At 55.8% G+C, this 13,780-nt stretch carries 14 protein-coding genes and 1 riboswitch; of the genes, 4 read left to right on the plus strand and 10 right to left on the minus strand.

All coding sequences use genetic code 11. The features are described 5' to 3' along the window. Positions 1 to 159: 159 nt before the first annotated feature. Positions 160 to 636 carry a GNAT family N-acetyltransferase gene (locus EH164_RS06705; RefSeq protein ID WP_023479803.1) on the minus strand — a complete coding sequence of 159 codons (477 nt, stop codon included), beginning with the start codon at positions 634 to 636 and terminating at the stop codon, positions 160 to 162. A gap of 92 nt (positions 637 to 728) precedes the next feature. On the opposite strand from EH164_RS06705, the gene EH164_RS06710 reads away from it, so the two are divergent. Further along, entirely contained in the window at positions 729 to 1,661 is a 933-nt protein-coding gene (locus tag EH164_RS06710; RefSeq protein ID WP_124967707.1) for a LysR family transcriptional regulator, read from the plus strand. Between the two features lie 88 nt (positions 1,662 to 1,749). On the opposite strand, the gene EH164_RS06715 is transcribed toward EH164_RS06710, so the two are convergent. The 3 genes from EH164_RS06715 to EH164_RS06725 form a co-directional block, all read right to left on the minus strand. Further along, complete coding sequence (locus EH164_RS06715) at positions 1,750 to 3,681, minus strand: methyl-accepting chemotaxis protein (RefSeq protein ID WP_124967708.1); 1,932 nt, start codon at positions 3,679 to 3,681, stop codon at positions 1,750 to 1,752. Between the two features lie 562 nt (positions 3,682 to 4,243). Then, positions 4,244 to 4,654 (minus strand): ASCH domain-containing protein, encoded by a 411-nt coding sequence (locus EH164_RS06720; RefSeq protein WP_124971320.1) that lies wholly within the window; start codon positions 4,652 to 4,654, stop codon positions 4,244 to 4,246. 146 nt (positions 4,655 to 4,800) lie between these two features. After that, positions 4,801 to 5,814 carry a magnesium transporter gene (locus EH164_RS06725; protein ID WP_241175011.1) on the minus strand — a complete coding sequence of 338 codons (1,014 nt, stop codon included), beginning with the start codon at positions 5,812 to 5,814 and terminating at the stop codon, positions 4,801 to 4,803. A 55-nt stretch (positions 5,815 to 5,869) separates the two neighbouring features. Next, positions 5,870 to 6,048: riboswitch (M-box (ykoK) riboswitch) on the minus strand. Positions 6,049 to 6,474: 426 nt separating this feature from the next. On the opposite strand from EH164_RS06725, the gene cspA reads away from it, so the two are divergent. Then, positions 6,475 to 6,687, plus strand: coding sequence for an RNA chaperone/antiterminator CspA (gene cspA, locus EH164_RS06730; RefSeq protein WP_023479762.1), 213 nt, complete (start codon positions 6,475 to 6,477; stop codon positions 6,685 to 6,687). Between the two features lie 125 nt (positions 6,688 to 6,812). On the opposite strand, the gene yajD is transcribed toward cspA, so the two are convergent. The 4 genes from yajD to EH164_RS06750 form a co-directional block, all read right to left on the minus strand. Then, the gene (gene yajD / locus EH164_RS06735; RefSeq protein WP_023479696.1) at positions 6,813 to 7,160 is read right to left on the minus strand and encodes an HNH nuclease YajD; all 348 of its coding nucleotides are present in this window, start codon (positions 7,158 to 7,160) and stop codon (positions 6,813 to 6,815) included. A gap of 90 nt (positions 7,161 to 7,250) precedes the next feature. Continuing rightward, complete coding sequence (locus EH164_RS06740; RefSeq protein WP_124967709.1) at positions 7,251 to 7,982, minus strand: SDR family oxidoreductase; 732 nt, start codon at positions 7,980 to 7,982, stop codon at positions 7,251 to 7,253. Positions 7,983 to 8,136: 154 nt separating this feature from the next. Beyond that, positions 8,137 to 9,315 (minus strand): esterase, encoded by a 1,179-nt coding sequence (locus EH164_RS06745; RefSeq protein ID WP_124967710.1) that lies wholly within the window; start codon positions 9,313 to 9,315, stop codon positions 8,137 to 8,139. A gap of 114 nt (positions 9,316 to 9,429) precedes the next feature. After that, the gene (locus tag EH164_RS06750; RefSeq protein WP_124967711.1) at positions 9,430 to 9,792 is read right to left on the minus strand and encodes a VOC family protein; all 363 of its coding nucleotides are present in this window, start codon (positions 9,790 to 9,792) and stop codon (positions 9,430 to 9,432) included. 60 nt (positions 9,793 to 9,852) lie between these two features. Between EH164_RS06750 and EH164_RS06755 the strand changes: the two genes are divergently transcribed. Beyond that, positions 9,853 to 10,599 carry a YafY family protein gene (locus tag EH164_RS06755; RefSeq protein ID WP_124967712.1) on the plus strand — a complete coding sequence of 249 codons (747 nt, stop codon included), beginning with the start codon at positions 9,853 to 9,855 and terminating at the stop codon, positions 10,597 to 10,599. Here the strand turns inward: EH164_RS06755 and EH164_RS06760 are convergent. Continuing rightward, entirely contained in the window at positions 10,556 to 11,293 is a 738-nt protein-coding gene (locus tag EH164_RS06760; RefSeq protein ID WP_124967713.1) for a gamma-glutamyl-gamma-aminobutyrate hydrolase family protein, read from the minus strand. The genes EH164_RS06755 and EH164_RS06760 overlap by 44 nt on opposite strands. Positions 11,294 to 11,363: 70 nt before the next feature. Here EH164_RS06760 and EH164_RS06765 point away from each other — a divergent pair, with 70 nt between their 5' ends. Next, positions 11,364 to 12,137, plus strand: a complete 774-nt coding sequence (locus EH164_RS06765) for a helix-turn-helix transcriptional regulator (RefSeq protein WP_124967714.1) — start codon at positions 11,364 to 11,366, stop codon at positions 12,135 to 12,137. A gap of 160 nt (positions 12,138 to 12,297) precedes the next feature. Here the strand turns inward: EH164_RS06765 and EH164_RS06770 are convergent, their stop codons facing one another. Next, positions 12,298 to 13,743, minus strand: a complete 1,446-nt coding sequence (locus EH164_RS06770) for a nucleobase:cation symporter-2 family protein (protein WP_124967715.1) — start codon at positions 13,741 to 13,743, stop codon at positions 12,298 to 12,300. Positions 13,744 to 13,780 lie beyond the last annotated feature (37 nt).

Below are 13,780 nucleotides of genomic sequence, written 5' to 3' on the forward strand. Positions count from 1 at the left end.
TTTCTCGTTAGATTTAGGAAGTGAATAGTACCCGCTATACCTATAATCCAGCGCCGCTCACCAGGTCAAACCACCTGTCGCTGTTTGTTGCTGTTACCACAAAAATCACCGCAGCGGAGTGAGGCGTTTAGCCCCCCACGCTGCTGCGGTGTGCGCCATTTATTCAGCGAACTTCAGCAGCGCGTCGCCATCAAGGCGATAGCGTACCCATTCAGACTGCGGTAGCGCGCCGATGCTCAGGTAAAAATCAATGGCCGGCTGGTTCCAGTCGAGCACGCTCCACTCCAGGCGGCCGCAGCGGCGCTGCACGGCGTATTGCGCGATCTGTTTCAGCATCGCTCTGCCTGCACCCTGACCACGATAATCCGGGGAGATATAGAGATCTTCCATATAGATACCGTTGCGGCCGAGCCAGGTGGAATAACTGGTGAAGAAGACGGCATAACCGACGATCTTACCCGCAATTTCACAGATTAACGCTTCGGTATTGCTGCCCGCGCCAAAGAGCGTCTCGCGGATCTCATCGGGGGTGGTGACCACCTCTTGCGGCGCTTTTTCATACACGGCCAGTTCATAAATCATGTCGTAAATAGCGGATGCGTCTTCCGGGCAGGCCGGGCGAATGGTGAGGCTCATCGGTTTTCCTGTTGGTTTGGTCAAGAGGTGAGATTGCTGGCGCTAAGCATAAGGGGTATCGTCTGAAGAATTAAGTGCAATGAAATCACACAATGATGAATATTATGCATCCGGCGCTACGGCGTCTTGATCTCAATCTGCTGCCGGTTTTTGATGCTGTATACCGTTACCGCTCGGTGCGCCTTGCGGCTGATGAGCTGGCGATGAGCACCTCGGCGCTGAGCCATGCGCTCTCACGGCTGCGAGCCGTGCTCAACGATCCGCTCTTTTACCGGGAAGGGCACCGGATGTGCCCCAGCGTCTATGCCACCCAACTCGCGCCCTCAATCGCTTCGGCGCTGAAATTCCTCAATCAGGAGCTGACGCCGCAGCCGGAGTTCTCACCCGCTACCACGACGGAGCGTTTGCAGATCGCCATCACCGACTTCACCGCGTTTTGCATCTTCCCCGCGCTGATGGAGAAACTGCAACACGACGCACCCGGCCTCGGCTTTGATCTGATCTATCTCCCGCATAGCCCGGCGCTCACTGAATTACTGGCCGGAGAGATCGATCTGGCGCTGGGCTTCAGCACGCCGGATGAGGTTCGCCATCCGGAACTGGATGAGATCGACTGGTTCAGGGATGAGTATGTCGTTATCAGCAATCAAAGCCGCTCCGCGCTGACCCTTGAGGATTATCTTGCCGCGCGGCATCTGGTAGTGACGCCGTGGAATGAGAAGCAGGGAGTGATTGATCTACAGCTTGAGCAGATGGGGTATACGCGGCAGATAGCGCTCAAAACGCCGTCGATGCTGAGCGCGCCGTTTATCGTCGCCCAAAGCGACTTACTGATGGCGATCCCGCGTTTTGCCGCCGAGAAACTGATGCCCGCCGTGGATATCACGCTCTTTGCCCTACCTTTCGACATCGCGCCGTTTGAAGTGAAGATCTACTCCCATAAACGCAGCGGTAAGCGAGGCGCGACAAGCTGGTTGCAGGCGACGCTGCAAACCCTGGCGCAGGAGATGAAAAGCGGGGGGTGAAAAATGGGGCAGGAGAGGATGCCGCCTGGTTATCCGGGCGGCATCAGGGTCGACTGCTCAGAACGGGTTCATTCTGAGCAGCAGAGGGTTACTGCGTTTTGAAGACGGCAACCAGCTGGCGCAGGCGCGCCGCGCGCTCGGCGAGATCGTCTGCCGAAGAGGCTGACTGCTGAACCAGCCCGGCGTTCTGTTGCGTCACCTGATCCATCTGGCTGACCGCGATATTAATCTGCGACACCCCGGAGCTCTGCTCGGCAGAAGAGGCGGAGACTTCGTTGATCAGCATTGAGGTCTGCTCGATTGCGCTGACGCTCTGCTTCACTTTGTCACCGGCGTTTTCCGCCATCTTAATGCCCGATTGCGCATCGCTCACCGAGTTTTCAATCAGCTCTTTAATCTCTTTCGCCGCCACAGCGGAACGCTGCGCCAGGGCTCTCACCTCGGAGGCGACAACGGCAAACCCTTTACCGTGCTCGCCCGCGCGGGCCGCTTCAACCGCGGCGTTCAGCGCCAGGATATTGGTCTGGAAGGCGATGCCATCAATCACCGCGATGATCTCTTCAATCTGACCGGCGCTGTTGCTGATCTTGTGCATCGAGGCCAGCACAGACTCCATCGCTTCACCGCCAAGCAGCGCGGCACTGGTTGCCGAGCCTGCCATCGACGCGGCATGGCGGGTATTGTCTGCATTCTGCTGAATAATTGAGGCGAGCTGCTCCATACTGGCGGCAGTCTGCGCCAGCGAAGCGGCCTGCTCCTCGGTGCGTGAGGAGAGATCGCTGTTGCCGCTGGCGATCTCTTCAGAGGAGGTCGCAATGGTCACGGCGTTGTTCTTAATATCATTTACCAGCGATGAGAGGTGTTCGCTCATCTTCATCAGGGACTGCAACAGCGCGCTCATCTCATTACTGCCGGTGACGGCAATACGGGAGGTGAGGTCGCCGGTTGCCACTTCCTGCGCGATGCGCGCCGCTTCATTCACCGGGCCGGTAATCGAGCGAATAATCATCACCGTCAGGGCAATACCCAACAGCGCGCTGAAAATCAGCACCGCCAGCAGGGTGATCTGTGCGCTACGCTGCGCTGAAATCTGCTTCGTTAACTGCTGCGAGAGCTCATCGCTCATGCCGTTACCCAGCACGGTGAAATTGTTAATGGCTTCGGTAAAGATCGCCACATACTCCGTCGGTGCCATCGCCGGGCGCGAATGGGTAATAAAGATCTCGCGAGCGGTGGAGAGGGCCTGCGTCGCACCCTGAACAGCACCTTCCGTTTTGCGGCCAAACAGATTGCGGATCTCCTCGTTATTGCTCAGGTATTTCTTCATGCCGACGTCAAACAGCTGCAGCGCTTTTTCACCGTTGCCAATCTGAAACTCCATGCGGGCGTTGTCGGTCTCGCTGATGCCATCTTTCTTCGCCAGCAGTGAGGTACCGCTGGCGCGGATTTGGCCCAGAGTTTCGGTCAGCTCAGGCAGGTGAAAGAGTGCCGCCGTAATCAGTTGCGAAGTATCTAAATCGGGATCCAGCGACAGGCCATAAAAATCAAGCACGTCGATATTGAAGTCCAGCAGGCTGCGGATAAGCGTGGCATGGGAGACCAGGCTTTCCGGCGCGGTCAGGCTGCGGCTGTCGATCTGGTTTTGCAGCGCCTGCCACTGTTGATTAACCTTGTCGAGCTGCTGTAAAGGGTGCGCATCTGGGTTTTCAGCTACGATATCTTTTCTGATCTCATCAGCCAGCACGTTGATCTGATCGCGCAGCGCAATGCGCGGCGGGTAAGCCGGGTTGCCTTGCGTAACAGCAATAGCGGATTCGGCGCGGTGGCGCTGAATCAGGTTAAGCAGCTTTAACAGCTTTTTCTCAACCGGAATCGCTTTCAGTTCAACCTGTTTGGCCTGCACTTTTTGGCTGCTTTCATTAACAAATAAAGCAGTCGGCAGTGCAAAGAGGAGAAGTGAAATGATACCCAGCACCATAAATTTCGTGGAGAGGTTAATCTTATTTAATAGGCTTTTCATTTTTACCCTGGTGATTGTAATGTTTTAAATGGCATCAATAAAATGGTTAATGCGCTCATGATAAAAATTACCTCCCTGGATTCAGGAGGTTTTAATTTAAAGAAAGTTGACGACAAGGGAATTATAGATACGCATGGTGAATTGTCCATGAAGTAAATTGTTTAAATTTTCTAATTAAAATTAATAATTAATATCTATATAAATTAAAGACTTGCATTTGTTGTCTGGTAAGGATTTACCGAAAGGGTTTGCTTCGCTTAATGGTTTGTTTTTATTTGGTAAAAAGCATAAAGTTTTAATTCTTAGCGCCGATAACCACCACTTTAATTTAATTTTTCTGGATTTTAATAATTGAATAATAAGCCGGGTGGTTATTATATTTATGATAATGATTCGCAATTAGAAAATAAGCTTACGCAAAGTAATGCTATTTAATAATAGTTACTAAATTAATTTCTATATTAGCCACAATTGATTATTAACCCGTTATTAATGTGGTTATAAGGTGTCGGCCAGGTTTTGTAGCAGTAACTGAAGTAAACGCCGCGCGATGCGGCGTCTTTTAAACACGCTCAATAACTTCAAACTCTTCGGCCACCAACTCCATCTCTTCAGAGAAGATCCCGGCTGCGGTAAAAAAGCGCTGATGCTCTTTACGCCAGTATTCGAGGCTTAAATCGCCTTCACCCTCTTTACGGGCAAACGCTTCGGTGACATCGCAAAAGCGCGTCAGGCGCAGCGAGATGATGCGGATCACGCACACCGGCTCATCCCGTCCGTTAAGAATAATATTGTAGCTGCCGAGTTTGGGCGCGGGATCTTCTGCCTGCCAGCAAGAGAATGCACCGCAGGAGGCGGTTTTGATGCCGCTGGCGACTAAGGTTGCCAGCTCATCAGCAAGCGCCGGGCTGTCGCCGATTTGCCACGCCTGCGCGCCGGGATACTTTGCTTTTAAGTGTTCGAGGGTACTCATCATAAAACCTTTTTTAACAGTCTATTAACGGCTGACGATAGCACGTCTTGATACACAATGAATGCGCCGAAAATTGGGGGGAAGGGGCAGAGCGCGCCGACGGATTAAGCCAGCGCGTTCCGGAAAGAGAGAAAAATGAAGTTATTTCAGTTCAGCCCAAGAAAATATTGCGCAATTTTGAAGTAGATAATCAGGCCGGTGCCGTCTATTAGCGTGGCAATAAATGGCGCGGAAACGACCGCTGGATCGATACCGACGCGTTTAATCACCATCGGGATCACGGAAGAGACCACCGCGCTCCAGAGCGTAATGCAGAGCAACGTCAGGCTGACAATTAAGGTGATCTCCGGGCCGATGCCCATCATCCACGCGCGCAAACATCCGGCTGCGGCGAGGGTGACCGCAATCATCAGCGCGGTGGTCATCTCTTTACGAATCACCCGGCCCAGATCGGCCATCCTGACTTCGCCCAGCGCCATCGCGCGCACCAGCGTAGAGGTGATTTGCGTCCCGCTATTGCCCCCCGTGCCGATCAGCAGCGGAATGAAGAACGCCAGCGCAATCGCTGATTCCAGCGCCTCTTCAAAGTGCTGGATCACGCTGCTGGTATAGGCTTCCGCGACAAACAGCAGTAACAGCCAGAGCGCGCGTTTTTTCCATAACCCGACCGGGCTTATCTCCAGATACGACTTCTCCAGCGGTAAGGTTGCGCCCTGGCGCTGGGCATCCTCTGTTGCTTCATCGGCAAGCAGGTGCGCAATCTCTTTCTCTGCCAGGCAGCCGACAAGCCTGCCGTGCTCCGTGACCGGGATCAGCGTCATGCCCCGGTTTTCGATCAGCTTGGCAGTATCATGGCGCGTATCATCAGGCGCGGCGTGAACCAGATCGCTGGTCATTAAAGAGGTGATGGGCTTCGCGACGTTCTCCTCCTGCAACAACGCTCTGATAGGCAGAGCGCCGCGCAGCATCGCACCGCATACGATAAAAACGTATGTCGGAAAATAGTCATCGCTAATCTGTTGCAGAAATGTCGAGCGGCCCTCTTCAACGGTCAGGTCGTCAGACAATGCAATAAAATCGGCAGACATATAGTGGGCAAGCTTATCGCCAGCCTGATGCGCCTCTGGATAGTGTGCGCCGTGAGTATAAATATGTGACATACAACGTTCCCTATAGAAAACTGCTTACAGGGCGAACAAAACAGGAAGATATAGAAGAAGATCCCTACGTCCCGGTTTTAGCACTGAGCAACGTATCCGCGAAAAACACGCCGGAAGTTACCTTGGCAACACCTTGATTCGATGGATGCCTGTATTTCCCTGTGTGGTCTCTCTCGACACCATCAGGGCGGTAACTTGTTTTTGCTCAGGAGCCTCGCCATAACAAGATCGAACTGCGGGCGGAAGTATACCCCTGGTTTTAGGAGGGGATAATATGAACATGCAAATGATTGAGGGAGCGTTTAAGTTCGTAAAAACGTTCCTGAATGAGGCGATAAATACAAAAATTTTGCCGTTTGGCTTAAGCGGCTGAAGCCGCGCCGCTCAAGCCTTCAGGCTTTAACAAGCAGCCGTCCAGGTGTGTAAGCGTTTAAAATAATTAAACTTAAACGTTGCCAAAAGAAATTTGCTGTGTCTTAATAGCGCCATCGGTTTGGAAGACAGACCTTATGAAAGCAGTTTTAGTAAAGCAGTCCTCAGTTCAAGAGTTATCCAAAGATACCCTTCTTCGTGAGCCTCCTCCTAAGTGCCAAATAAGATACTCTCTAATTACAGGCCATTATCGCCGCGCTAAGTGGCTCATCTATTAAGGATTTATCTATGTCTAATAAAATGACTGGTTTAGTAAAATGGTTCAACTCTGATAAAGGTTTTGGCTTTATCACTCCGGACGACGGCAGCAAAGATGTATTCGTACACTTCTCTGCAATCCAGAGCGACAGCTACAAAACCCTGGATGAAGGTCAGAAAGTTTCCTTCACCATCGAAAACGGCGCTAAAGGCCCTGCAGCTGGCAACGTTACTGCCCTGTAAGCCGCGCTGATTATCAGCAAGCCTTACAACCGCGATGACGGCGATAGCCTGAGCAGTAAGCGCAACTGATAATGAAAAAAAACCCGCCACGAGCGGGTTTTTTATTGCCTGCGTTTCACGCAAACTTACTTCTTCTTACCCAGCATCGACTTTAAATCCGCAAACGGGTTATAGGTCGCCGCGCCCACATCTTTTTGCGCATCCTCTCCAGCAATCACGTTCGTGCCGTACTGATCCGCTTCGGTATATTTCGAGTGCTCATGGTCATGGCAAAACAGGCATAACAGCTCCCAGTTGCTGCCATCTTCCGGGTTATTGGTGTGATCGTGATCGATATGATGAACCGTCAATTCGCGCAGGTTTGAGTAAACAAACTCCCGCGAGCAGCGCCCACAGACCCACGGATAGATTTTGAGTGCTTTCTCACGATAGCCGCTTTCCAGCCGCGCGTAGTTTTTAGGGATTAAAGCCATTACCGACATTACCTGTGTTTTAGAAGAGGGTATTTGTTGACGCAGGCTAGCCTGCCTGGCCTGCGAGTTCAACCGATTCTCGCAACCCTCTTATCCGCGATAGCTTCCGCCAAACTCCACCGGCACCAGATCGCCGCGCGCCGCGCCGCTTTTTATCAGCTCCAGGATCTCGCGGGCGACCTGTTCCGGCGTATGGATAAACGATGCGCTCTGTGCCTCCTGCGCGGTAGCCTGCTGCTGGCCCGCTTTCACCGCATGGTAAAATTCGCTGCGCGTCATGAAAGGCAGCAGGGTGGAGACCGCGATCCCCGCGTCTGCCAGCTCAAGGCGCGCAACGTCGGAGAGCATATTGAGCGCCGCTTTCGAACTGGTATAGGCCGCTGAACCGGGCCATGCCGCCAGCGTTGCGCCGGAGCTGATATTAATAATGCTGCCCGCGCCCTGCTGGCGCATGGCAGGTATCACGGCCTGCATCATCATCAACGGGGCGACGAGATTGAGATCGAGCAGCGCCTTAAAATCCGTTGCCGTAATCTCATCAATCGCGGCGTACAACCCTTGTCCGGCGTTATTCACCAGCACATCAATTCTGCCGAAGGTGGCAAGCGTATGGTCAATCGCCCGCTTCACCTCCTCCTCGCGCGTTACATCACACGCCACGGCGAGCGCACCAGTGCACTCAGCCGCCAGCGCATCTAATCGCGATTTGCGCCGTGCGAGCAGCACCACACGGGCACCCGCCTGCGCCGCGGCGCGCGCGGTCGCTTCACCAATCCCGGAGGATGCGCCGGTGATAACCACAACTGCGTTCTTAATCTCCATAAATCCTTTCCTCTTTATGAGCGTGCCTGATGACGCAGTTTGCCCGTGAATATGCGCGCCTTTTCGGCAAGCCGCCGGCGCGCGATAGCAAAAATCCCAGGCGAACAGCAGGAGCAGATTAGCGCCCTCCCGGGGGATGAGAAGGCGCTTGCCGTTACTTAAACACTTTCTGCACAAACTCGGCGTAGGCCGGGCGCCAGACATCCATCTCATGATTGAGGCCCGGGTACATTTTGTAGTCGAAGTGGACGCCTTTGCTCTCCAGCTCCGTTTTCAGCCCGGCGATATCCTTGCCGGTAACGGAGTCTTTTTCGCCGACCACCACGGTGAAGTTATGCAACTGCTTATTCACCGCCTGCGCGTTATCAAGCTGGCGGGTGATTCCGGCATCCGGCACCGTTGCGGTGGTCACGCCACTGAAGGTCGCCAGCCAGCCAAAGTGCTCAAGATGGTGCATACCGGAGTAGAGCGCCTGGAAACCGCCCTGCGATAAGCCCGCCAGCGCGCGCCCGTCGGCATCTTTACGCACGTTAAAGCGGCTGTCGATGAGCGGAATAATGTCCTGCATCAGTTCGCGATCGGCGGCCTGCGCATTCAGCGGATAGAACTCTTTACGCCGCTCTTTCGGCGGGAAGTTCTCCGGGATCGCCTCAGTAATATCCGTCTCCGTATCCGGCACCACCACCAGCATCGGCTTGATTTTCCCCTCCGCCAGCAGGTTATCCATGATTTGCGGCAGGCGGCCCTGGTCAATCGCCGACAGGCCGGTATCGCCAAAGCCGTGATAGAAGTAGAGCACCGGCAGCGGCTCGCCTTTGCCGTCATAACCCGGCGGCGTCCAGACATACATCCGCCGCTCGGCACCCAGCGCTTTCGCGTGGTAGGTGACCGTCAGCAGATCGCCATGCGCCACCGCGCGATCGTCAAGCAGCGAGCCCGGCACCAGAATCAAGCTGGTGTTTACCTGGCGCTGCGGTTTCTGAAAACGGCTGCCGGTATCGACCGAGCGGAAACCATCAATGTCGAAGTAATACTCATACAGATTAGGGGCCAGCACCTCGCTCTTCCACGACCAGACGCCGCGCTCATCTTTTTGCATATCATGCGAGACATAGCTGTCCGGGCTTGAGCCGGTTACCACCGAGACCCGCTTTGCGCCCGGTGCGAAAAGGCGGAAGGTGACGCTCTTATCGGCGTTAACCTGCGTAATATAGTTACTGACCGGCACCGATTGATCCGGCGTGACAGGAAGCGGCGCAGCCAACGCGGGTAGCGTCGACGCGCCGAGCAGGGCGGAAATAGCGAGTGTCAGGCAGGCGAGGTTTCGTTGCATTGTTGTTCCTTTTTATCGTTATAGGAGGGTTGACCGGGCATCAGGCGATAAGCCCGGCAAACATCCGCTAAGGGATAAAAACAATACCATCTCCCGGGGCTGCGAACAGCCCGCTTAATCCGGAATACAAACCCGGATGCGATGGCCGTCCGGATCGCGGGCGACAAACGTCCGGCCGAAAACCGCCTGCGCAGGCGGCTGCTCGATTTCAACGCCCAGCGCCAGCCACTGCTGGTAAAGCGCATCAACCGCCGCGCTATCCTGCACCATAAAACTTATCTCCATGCGGTTGCCCTCGCCGCCGGAGAGAAAATCCGCGGCGCGGGTGGACCACAATCCGAGGTTAAGCCCGTTGGCAAAAGAGAACGCCGCCCAGGTGGGCAGCACCACATCGGGCGCTTGCTGAAACAGCGTCTGATAAAAATCGCTGCTGCGCTGTGGGTCGGAAACATACAGGATGAATAAATTCGGTATCATTGGGCACTTCTCTTCTCAAGGTAATGGGAAGAGGACTATCGCAGGGAGGAGTGACAAAACATGTCAGCATCAGGACCAACGCGTGCCGCAAGATTGCTCGCGCTTTTGCAGATCCTTGCCCGCCATCGCTATCCGGTGAGCGGTGCAAGCCTGGCGCAGGAGCTTTCCATCAGCCTGCGCACGCTCTATCGCGATATCGCCTCGCTGCGCGCGCAGGGGGCAGATATTCAGGGCGAAGCAGGCACCGGTTATTTGCTCGCTCCGGGCTACCTTCTGCCGCCAATGATGTTTACCCCGGAGCAGCTGGATGCGCTGGCGCTCGGTCTGCGCTGGGTGGCGACCTATGGCGATGCGGAGATTGGCAAGGCGGCGCAAGAGGTGGCAGGCAAAGTGATGCAGAGCATCCCGCCGCCGATGCAATCGCTGTTTGAACACGCCACGCTGCTGGTGGGAAGGGCGGAAACGGCGGTTGAAAGCGAGCATGTTGCCGAACTGCGCGCCGCCATCCGGCGACAGTTGAAAGTGAGCATTCGCTATACGGACCGCCAGGGAAAAACGAGCGAGCGCGTGATCTGGCCTTTCGCGCTCGGCTACTTATCCCGCGATCTGCTGCTCGCCGCATGGTGCGAAACCCGCGGCGATTTCCGCCACTTCGCCGTGGCGCAGATTGAGAGCGTGCAACTGCTTGAGTGTGCCGCTCCCCATTCGCGCCAGCGCCTGCTGCGCATGTGGCGCGAGGCGGGCCGCGACACGCTTGATGAGATCAGTGGCGCAGCGCCTGTGTTGCGTCTTGATAGTACGCCGTAAGCTTATCGAGAAACTGGCACAGGATATCGTTCATCTCGCGGTAATCATGGGCGCGCAGCGCTTCAGCCGTTTCGACAAAACGATATTGCGCAGCGCGGCTCAGATCCGCCTCGGAGTGGGCGATAAGCCGCTCGACCACCTCAGGCGTTAACTCCATATGGCACTGGAAGCCGAACACGCGATCGCTATAGGCGACAATCTGCCGCGGGCACCCTTCACTGAAGGCGAGCACCTGCGCGTCTGCCGTCAGGCCCGGCATATCGTTATGCCAGTGCCCGACCGCCAGCGTTTCAGGGAAATGGGTAAACAGTGGGTGATTTTTGCCCGCCGCCGTCAGCGTAATGGGGAATTTACCGATCTCCTTCTCGGGGCTGTGAGCGAAAGCAGCGCCCAGCGCCTCGCCAATTAATTGCGATCCGAGGCAGATGCCGATCACTGCTTTTCCACCCGCGATCGCCGCAGCGATAAGCGCCTGCTCGGCGCGGGCATCAAAATGAGAACACTCTGCCTGCGTGGTATGCGGATCCTGTGGGCCGCCCATAATAATGAGCAGATCAAAGGCATCAGCCGTGGCCGGAAGCGCATCGCCCGCATAGACGCGGGAGTGGCTAACCGGGTAACCGCGCTGCTGCGCCCAGTTTTCATACGCGCCGGGCGCTTCAAAACTTTCATGAACGATAAAATGAACCCGCATTGATGTTTGCTCCAGATTGCGATGGGGTGATATAACCCGGCCAATCATAAATGCAGGTTTTGAATCTCAAATGCCAAACAGCATAGATAAAGCGCCAAGACATGATGAGGCCATTGGCTGGTCAAACCTTGCCAGAGGTTATCGACGCGGAGAGGTCGATCCGCCCCATTACCATCTGGAAGGGCAGCTGCTGTTTGCCACCCGCGGCGTGTTGCTGGTGGAGACCGGCGAGCGCCGCTGGGTGATCCCGCCGCAGCGCGCGCTATGGCTGCCGCCGTTGCAGGAGCACAGCTATACGCTGCTTTCAGAAACCGACCTGCGCACCCTCTACTTCAGCCGCTCGCTGATCGCGGAATGCAGCAACTTCACCAAGAGCGAACTGGTGCATGTGATTGGCGCGACGCCACTGGTGAAAGAGCTGATTGCGGGGCTGTTCAGCCATGAGTACAAAGCGCCAAGCCAGCGGAGAATGGCGCTGCTGTTGCTGGAGATCCTCAGCGAGACAGAGCAGCTTGCCGCTGAGCTTCCTCTGCCGCAGGACGAACGCCTCGCCCGCGCCGCCAATGAATTACTGCTCGGTCAGCGCTGGGAGGCGTCGCTAAGCGATCTGGCCCATATTGCGGCGATGTCGGAACGCACCTTTTCGCGCCAGTTTATCCGTGACACCGGTTTCAGCTTCAGAAGCTGGAAGCAGCGGGCACGCATCTGCGCCTCGCTGGATCTGCTCTCTAACGGTATTCCGGTGAAGCAGGTCGCTTACCAGCTCGGCTTTTCCTGTCCCGCCGCTTTCACCGCGGCCTTCCGGGCGATTCTTGGCGCCACGCCGCACGAGTTTTTACCCTGACCTGCTTGCCGTTATTCGCTACCCGGCTTCTTGCCGTTGTTGGGCATAAACCACCAGCCGCAGGTGGCGATCTTCGTCGATAATCAGCGTGGTGTGCTCGAACGGCACGGAACGCTGATCAAACCACAAATGGCGCACGCCGTTGCACGGAGCATGTACCTCACGCTTTCTCCTGCCGCTCTTTTTGCACTTTGCGCAGCAGCAGCCACATTCTGACGGTGCGCACCGCCACATTGCGCGCGGCGGCGCTGGGCGGCACCGGATCGGGCGAAGGAGCGTGGTGGGAGAATTTAAACGGCGCACTGCCGTTGAGGGTCAGATTGGCGACAATCGCCGTCAGCGTGCCGATGGTGATGCCGCTATGCAGAAAGAGCTGCACCGTTGGCGGAAACTGGGTAAACAGCGTCGGCACCAGCACCGGCATCATCCCCAGCCCGAGCGTCAGCGCCACCACCATGCCGTTATTGTTGTTGCGATAATCGACCTGCCCGAGGGTGCGAATGCCCGAAACGGCGACCATGCCGAACATCACAATCCCCGCGCCGCCCAGCACCGGTTTGGGGATTAACACCACCAGCGCCGCCAGTTTGGCAAACAACCCCATCAGCATCAATATCACCCCCGACATGGCAACCACAAAACGGCTGCGCACACCGGTGAGTCCGATAAGCCCGACGTTTTGCGCAAAGGCGGCATAGGGGAAGAGGTTAAACAGCCCGCAGATCATGGTTGCCAGCCCGCAGGTGTTAAGGCCGTTACGCAGCATCCGCGCATCGACGTTTTTACCAACAATATCGCCGGTCGCCATCATCGACGACATCGTTTCCACCATGACTACTACCATCACCATCGACAGCAGGGCGACGGGCAGCAGGTGAAATTCCGGTTTCGCAAACGGCAGCGCCTGCGGCAGATGCAGCCAGGGCGTCGCCTGCACCAGCTGAAAATCGAGCGGTTTAAACACGCTCCACAGTAGCGTGCCGACCACCAGCCCAATCAGCACCGAGGTGTTTTTAATCACCCCGGAGGCGAAGGTGTAGATATTGAGGATCACCACCAGCGTCACGGCGGCCATCAGGAGTGAAATCAGGTCGCCAAAGCCGTGCATATCGCTTGCGCCGCCGCCGACCCAGCCACCGGCGACGGGGAGAATCGATAAGCCAATAAGCGTGACGATACTGCCCATCACCACTTTGGGGAAAAAGCGGATCAGCTTACTGATCCACGGTGCGCAGCAGAGGATAAAGATCCCCGAGATAATCACCGCCCCGGAGATGCCGCCAAGGCCATACTCCTTACCAATCAGCACCATCGGGATTAGTGCTGCGAAGGTGCAGCCCTGAATTAGCGGCAGCCGACAGCCAAGCCACTGCGTCACCCCCAGCGACTGCATCAGCGTTGCGCCGCCGCAAATAAACAGATCGGCGCTGATAAGCAAAATAATCTGTTCTGCCGGCAGCCCGACCGCGTTGCCCACCACTAGCGGCACCGCCACCGCACCGGCATACATCACCAGCACATGTTGCAGGCCATAAAAAAACATCTGCGTAACGGGCAGAACCTCATCAACGGACGCGGTCGATGCCGCCATAGCACTCTCTTTCATGAGTTCTCTCTCCTGTGCGGATCGGGCAAACCACTCA

Origin of the sequence: Kosakonia sp. CCTCC M2018092, from assembly GCF_003864115.1 — a bacterium.
Lineage (GTDB): Bacteria > Pseudomonadota > Gammaproteobacteria > Enterobacterales > Enterobacteriaceae > Kosakonia > Kosakonia cowanii.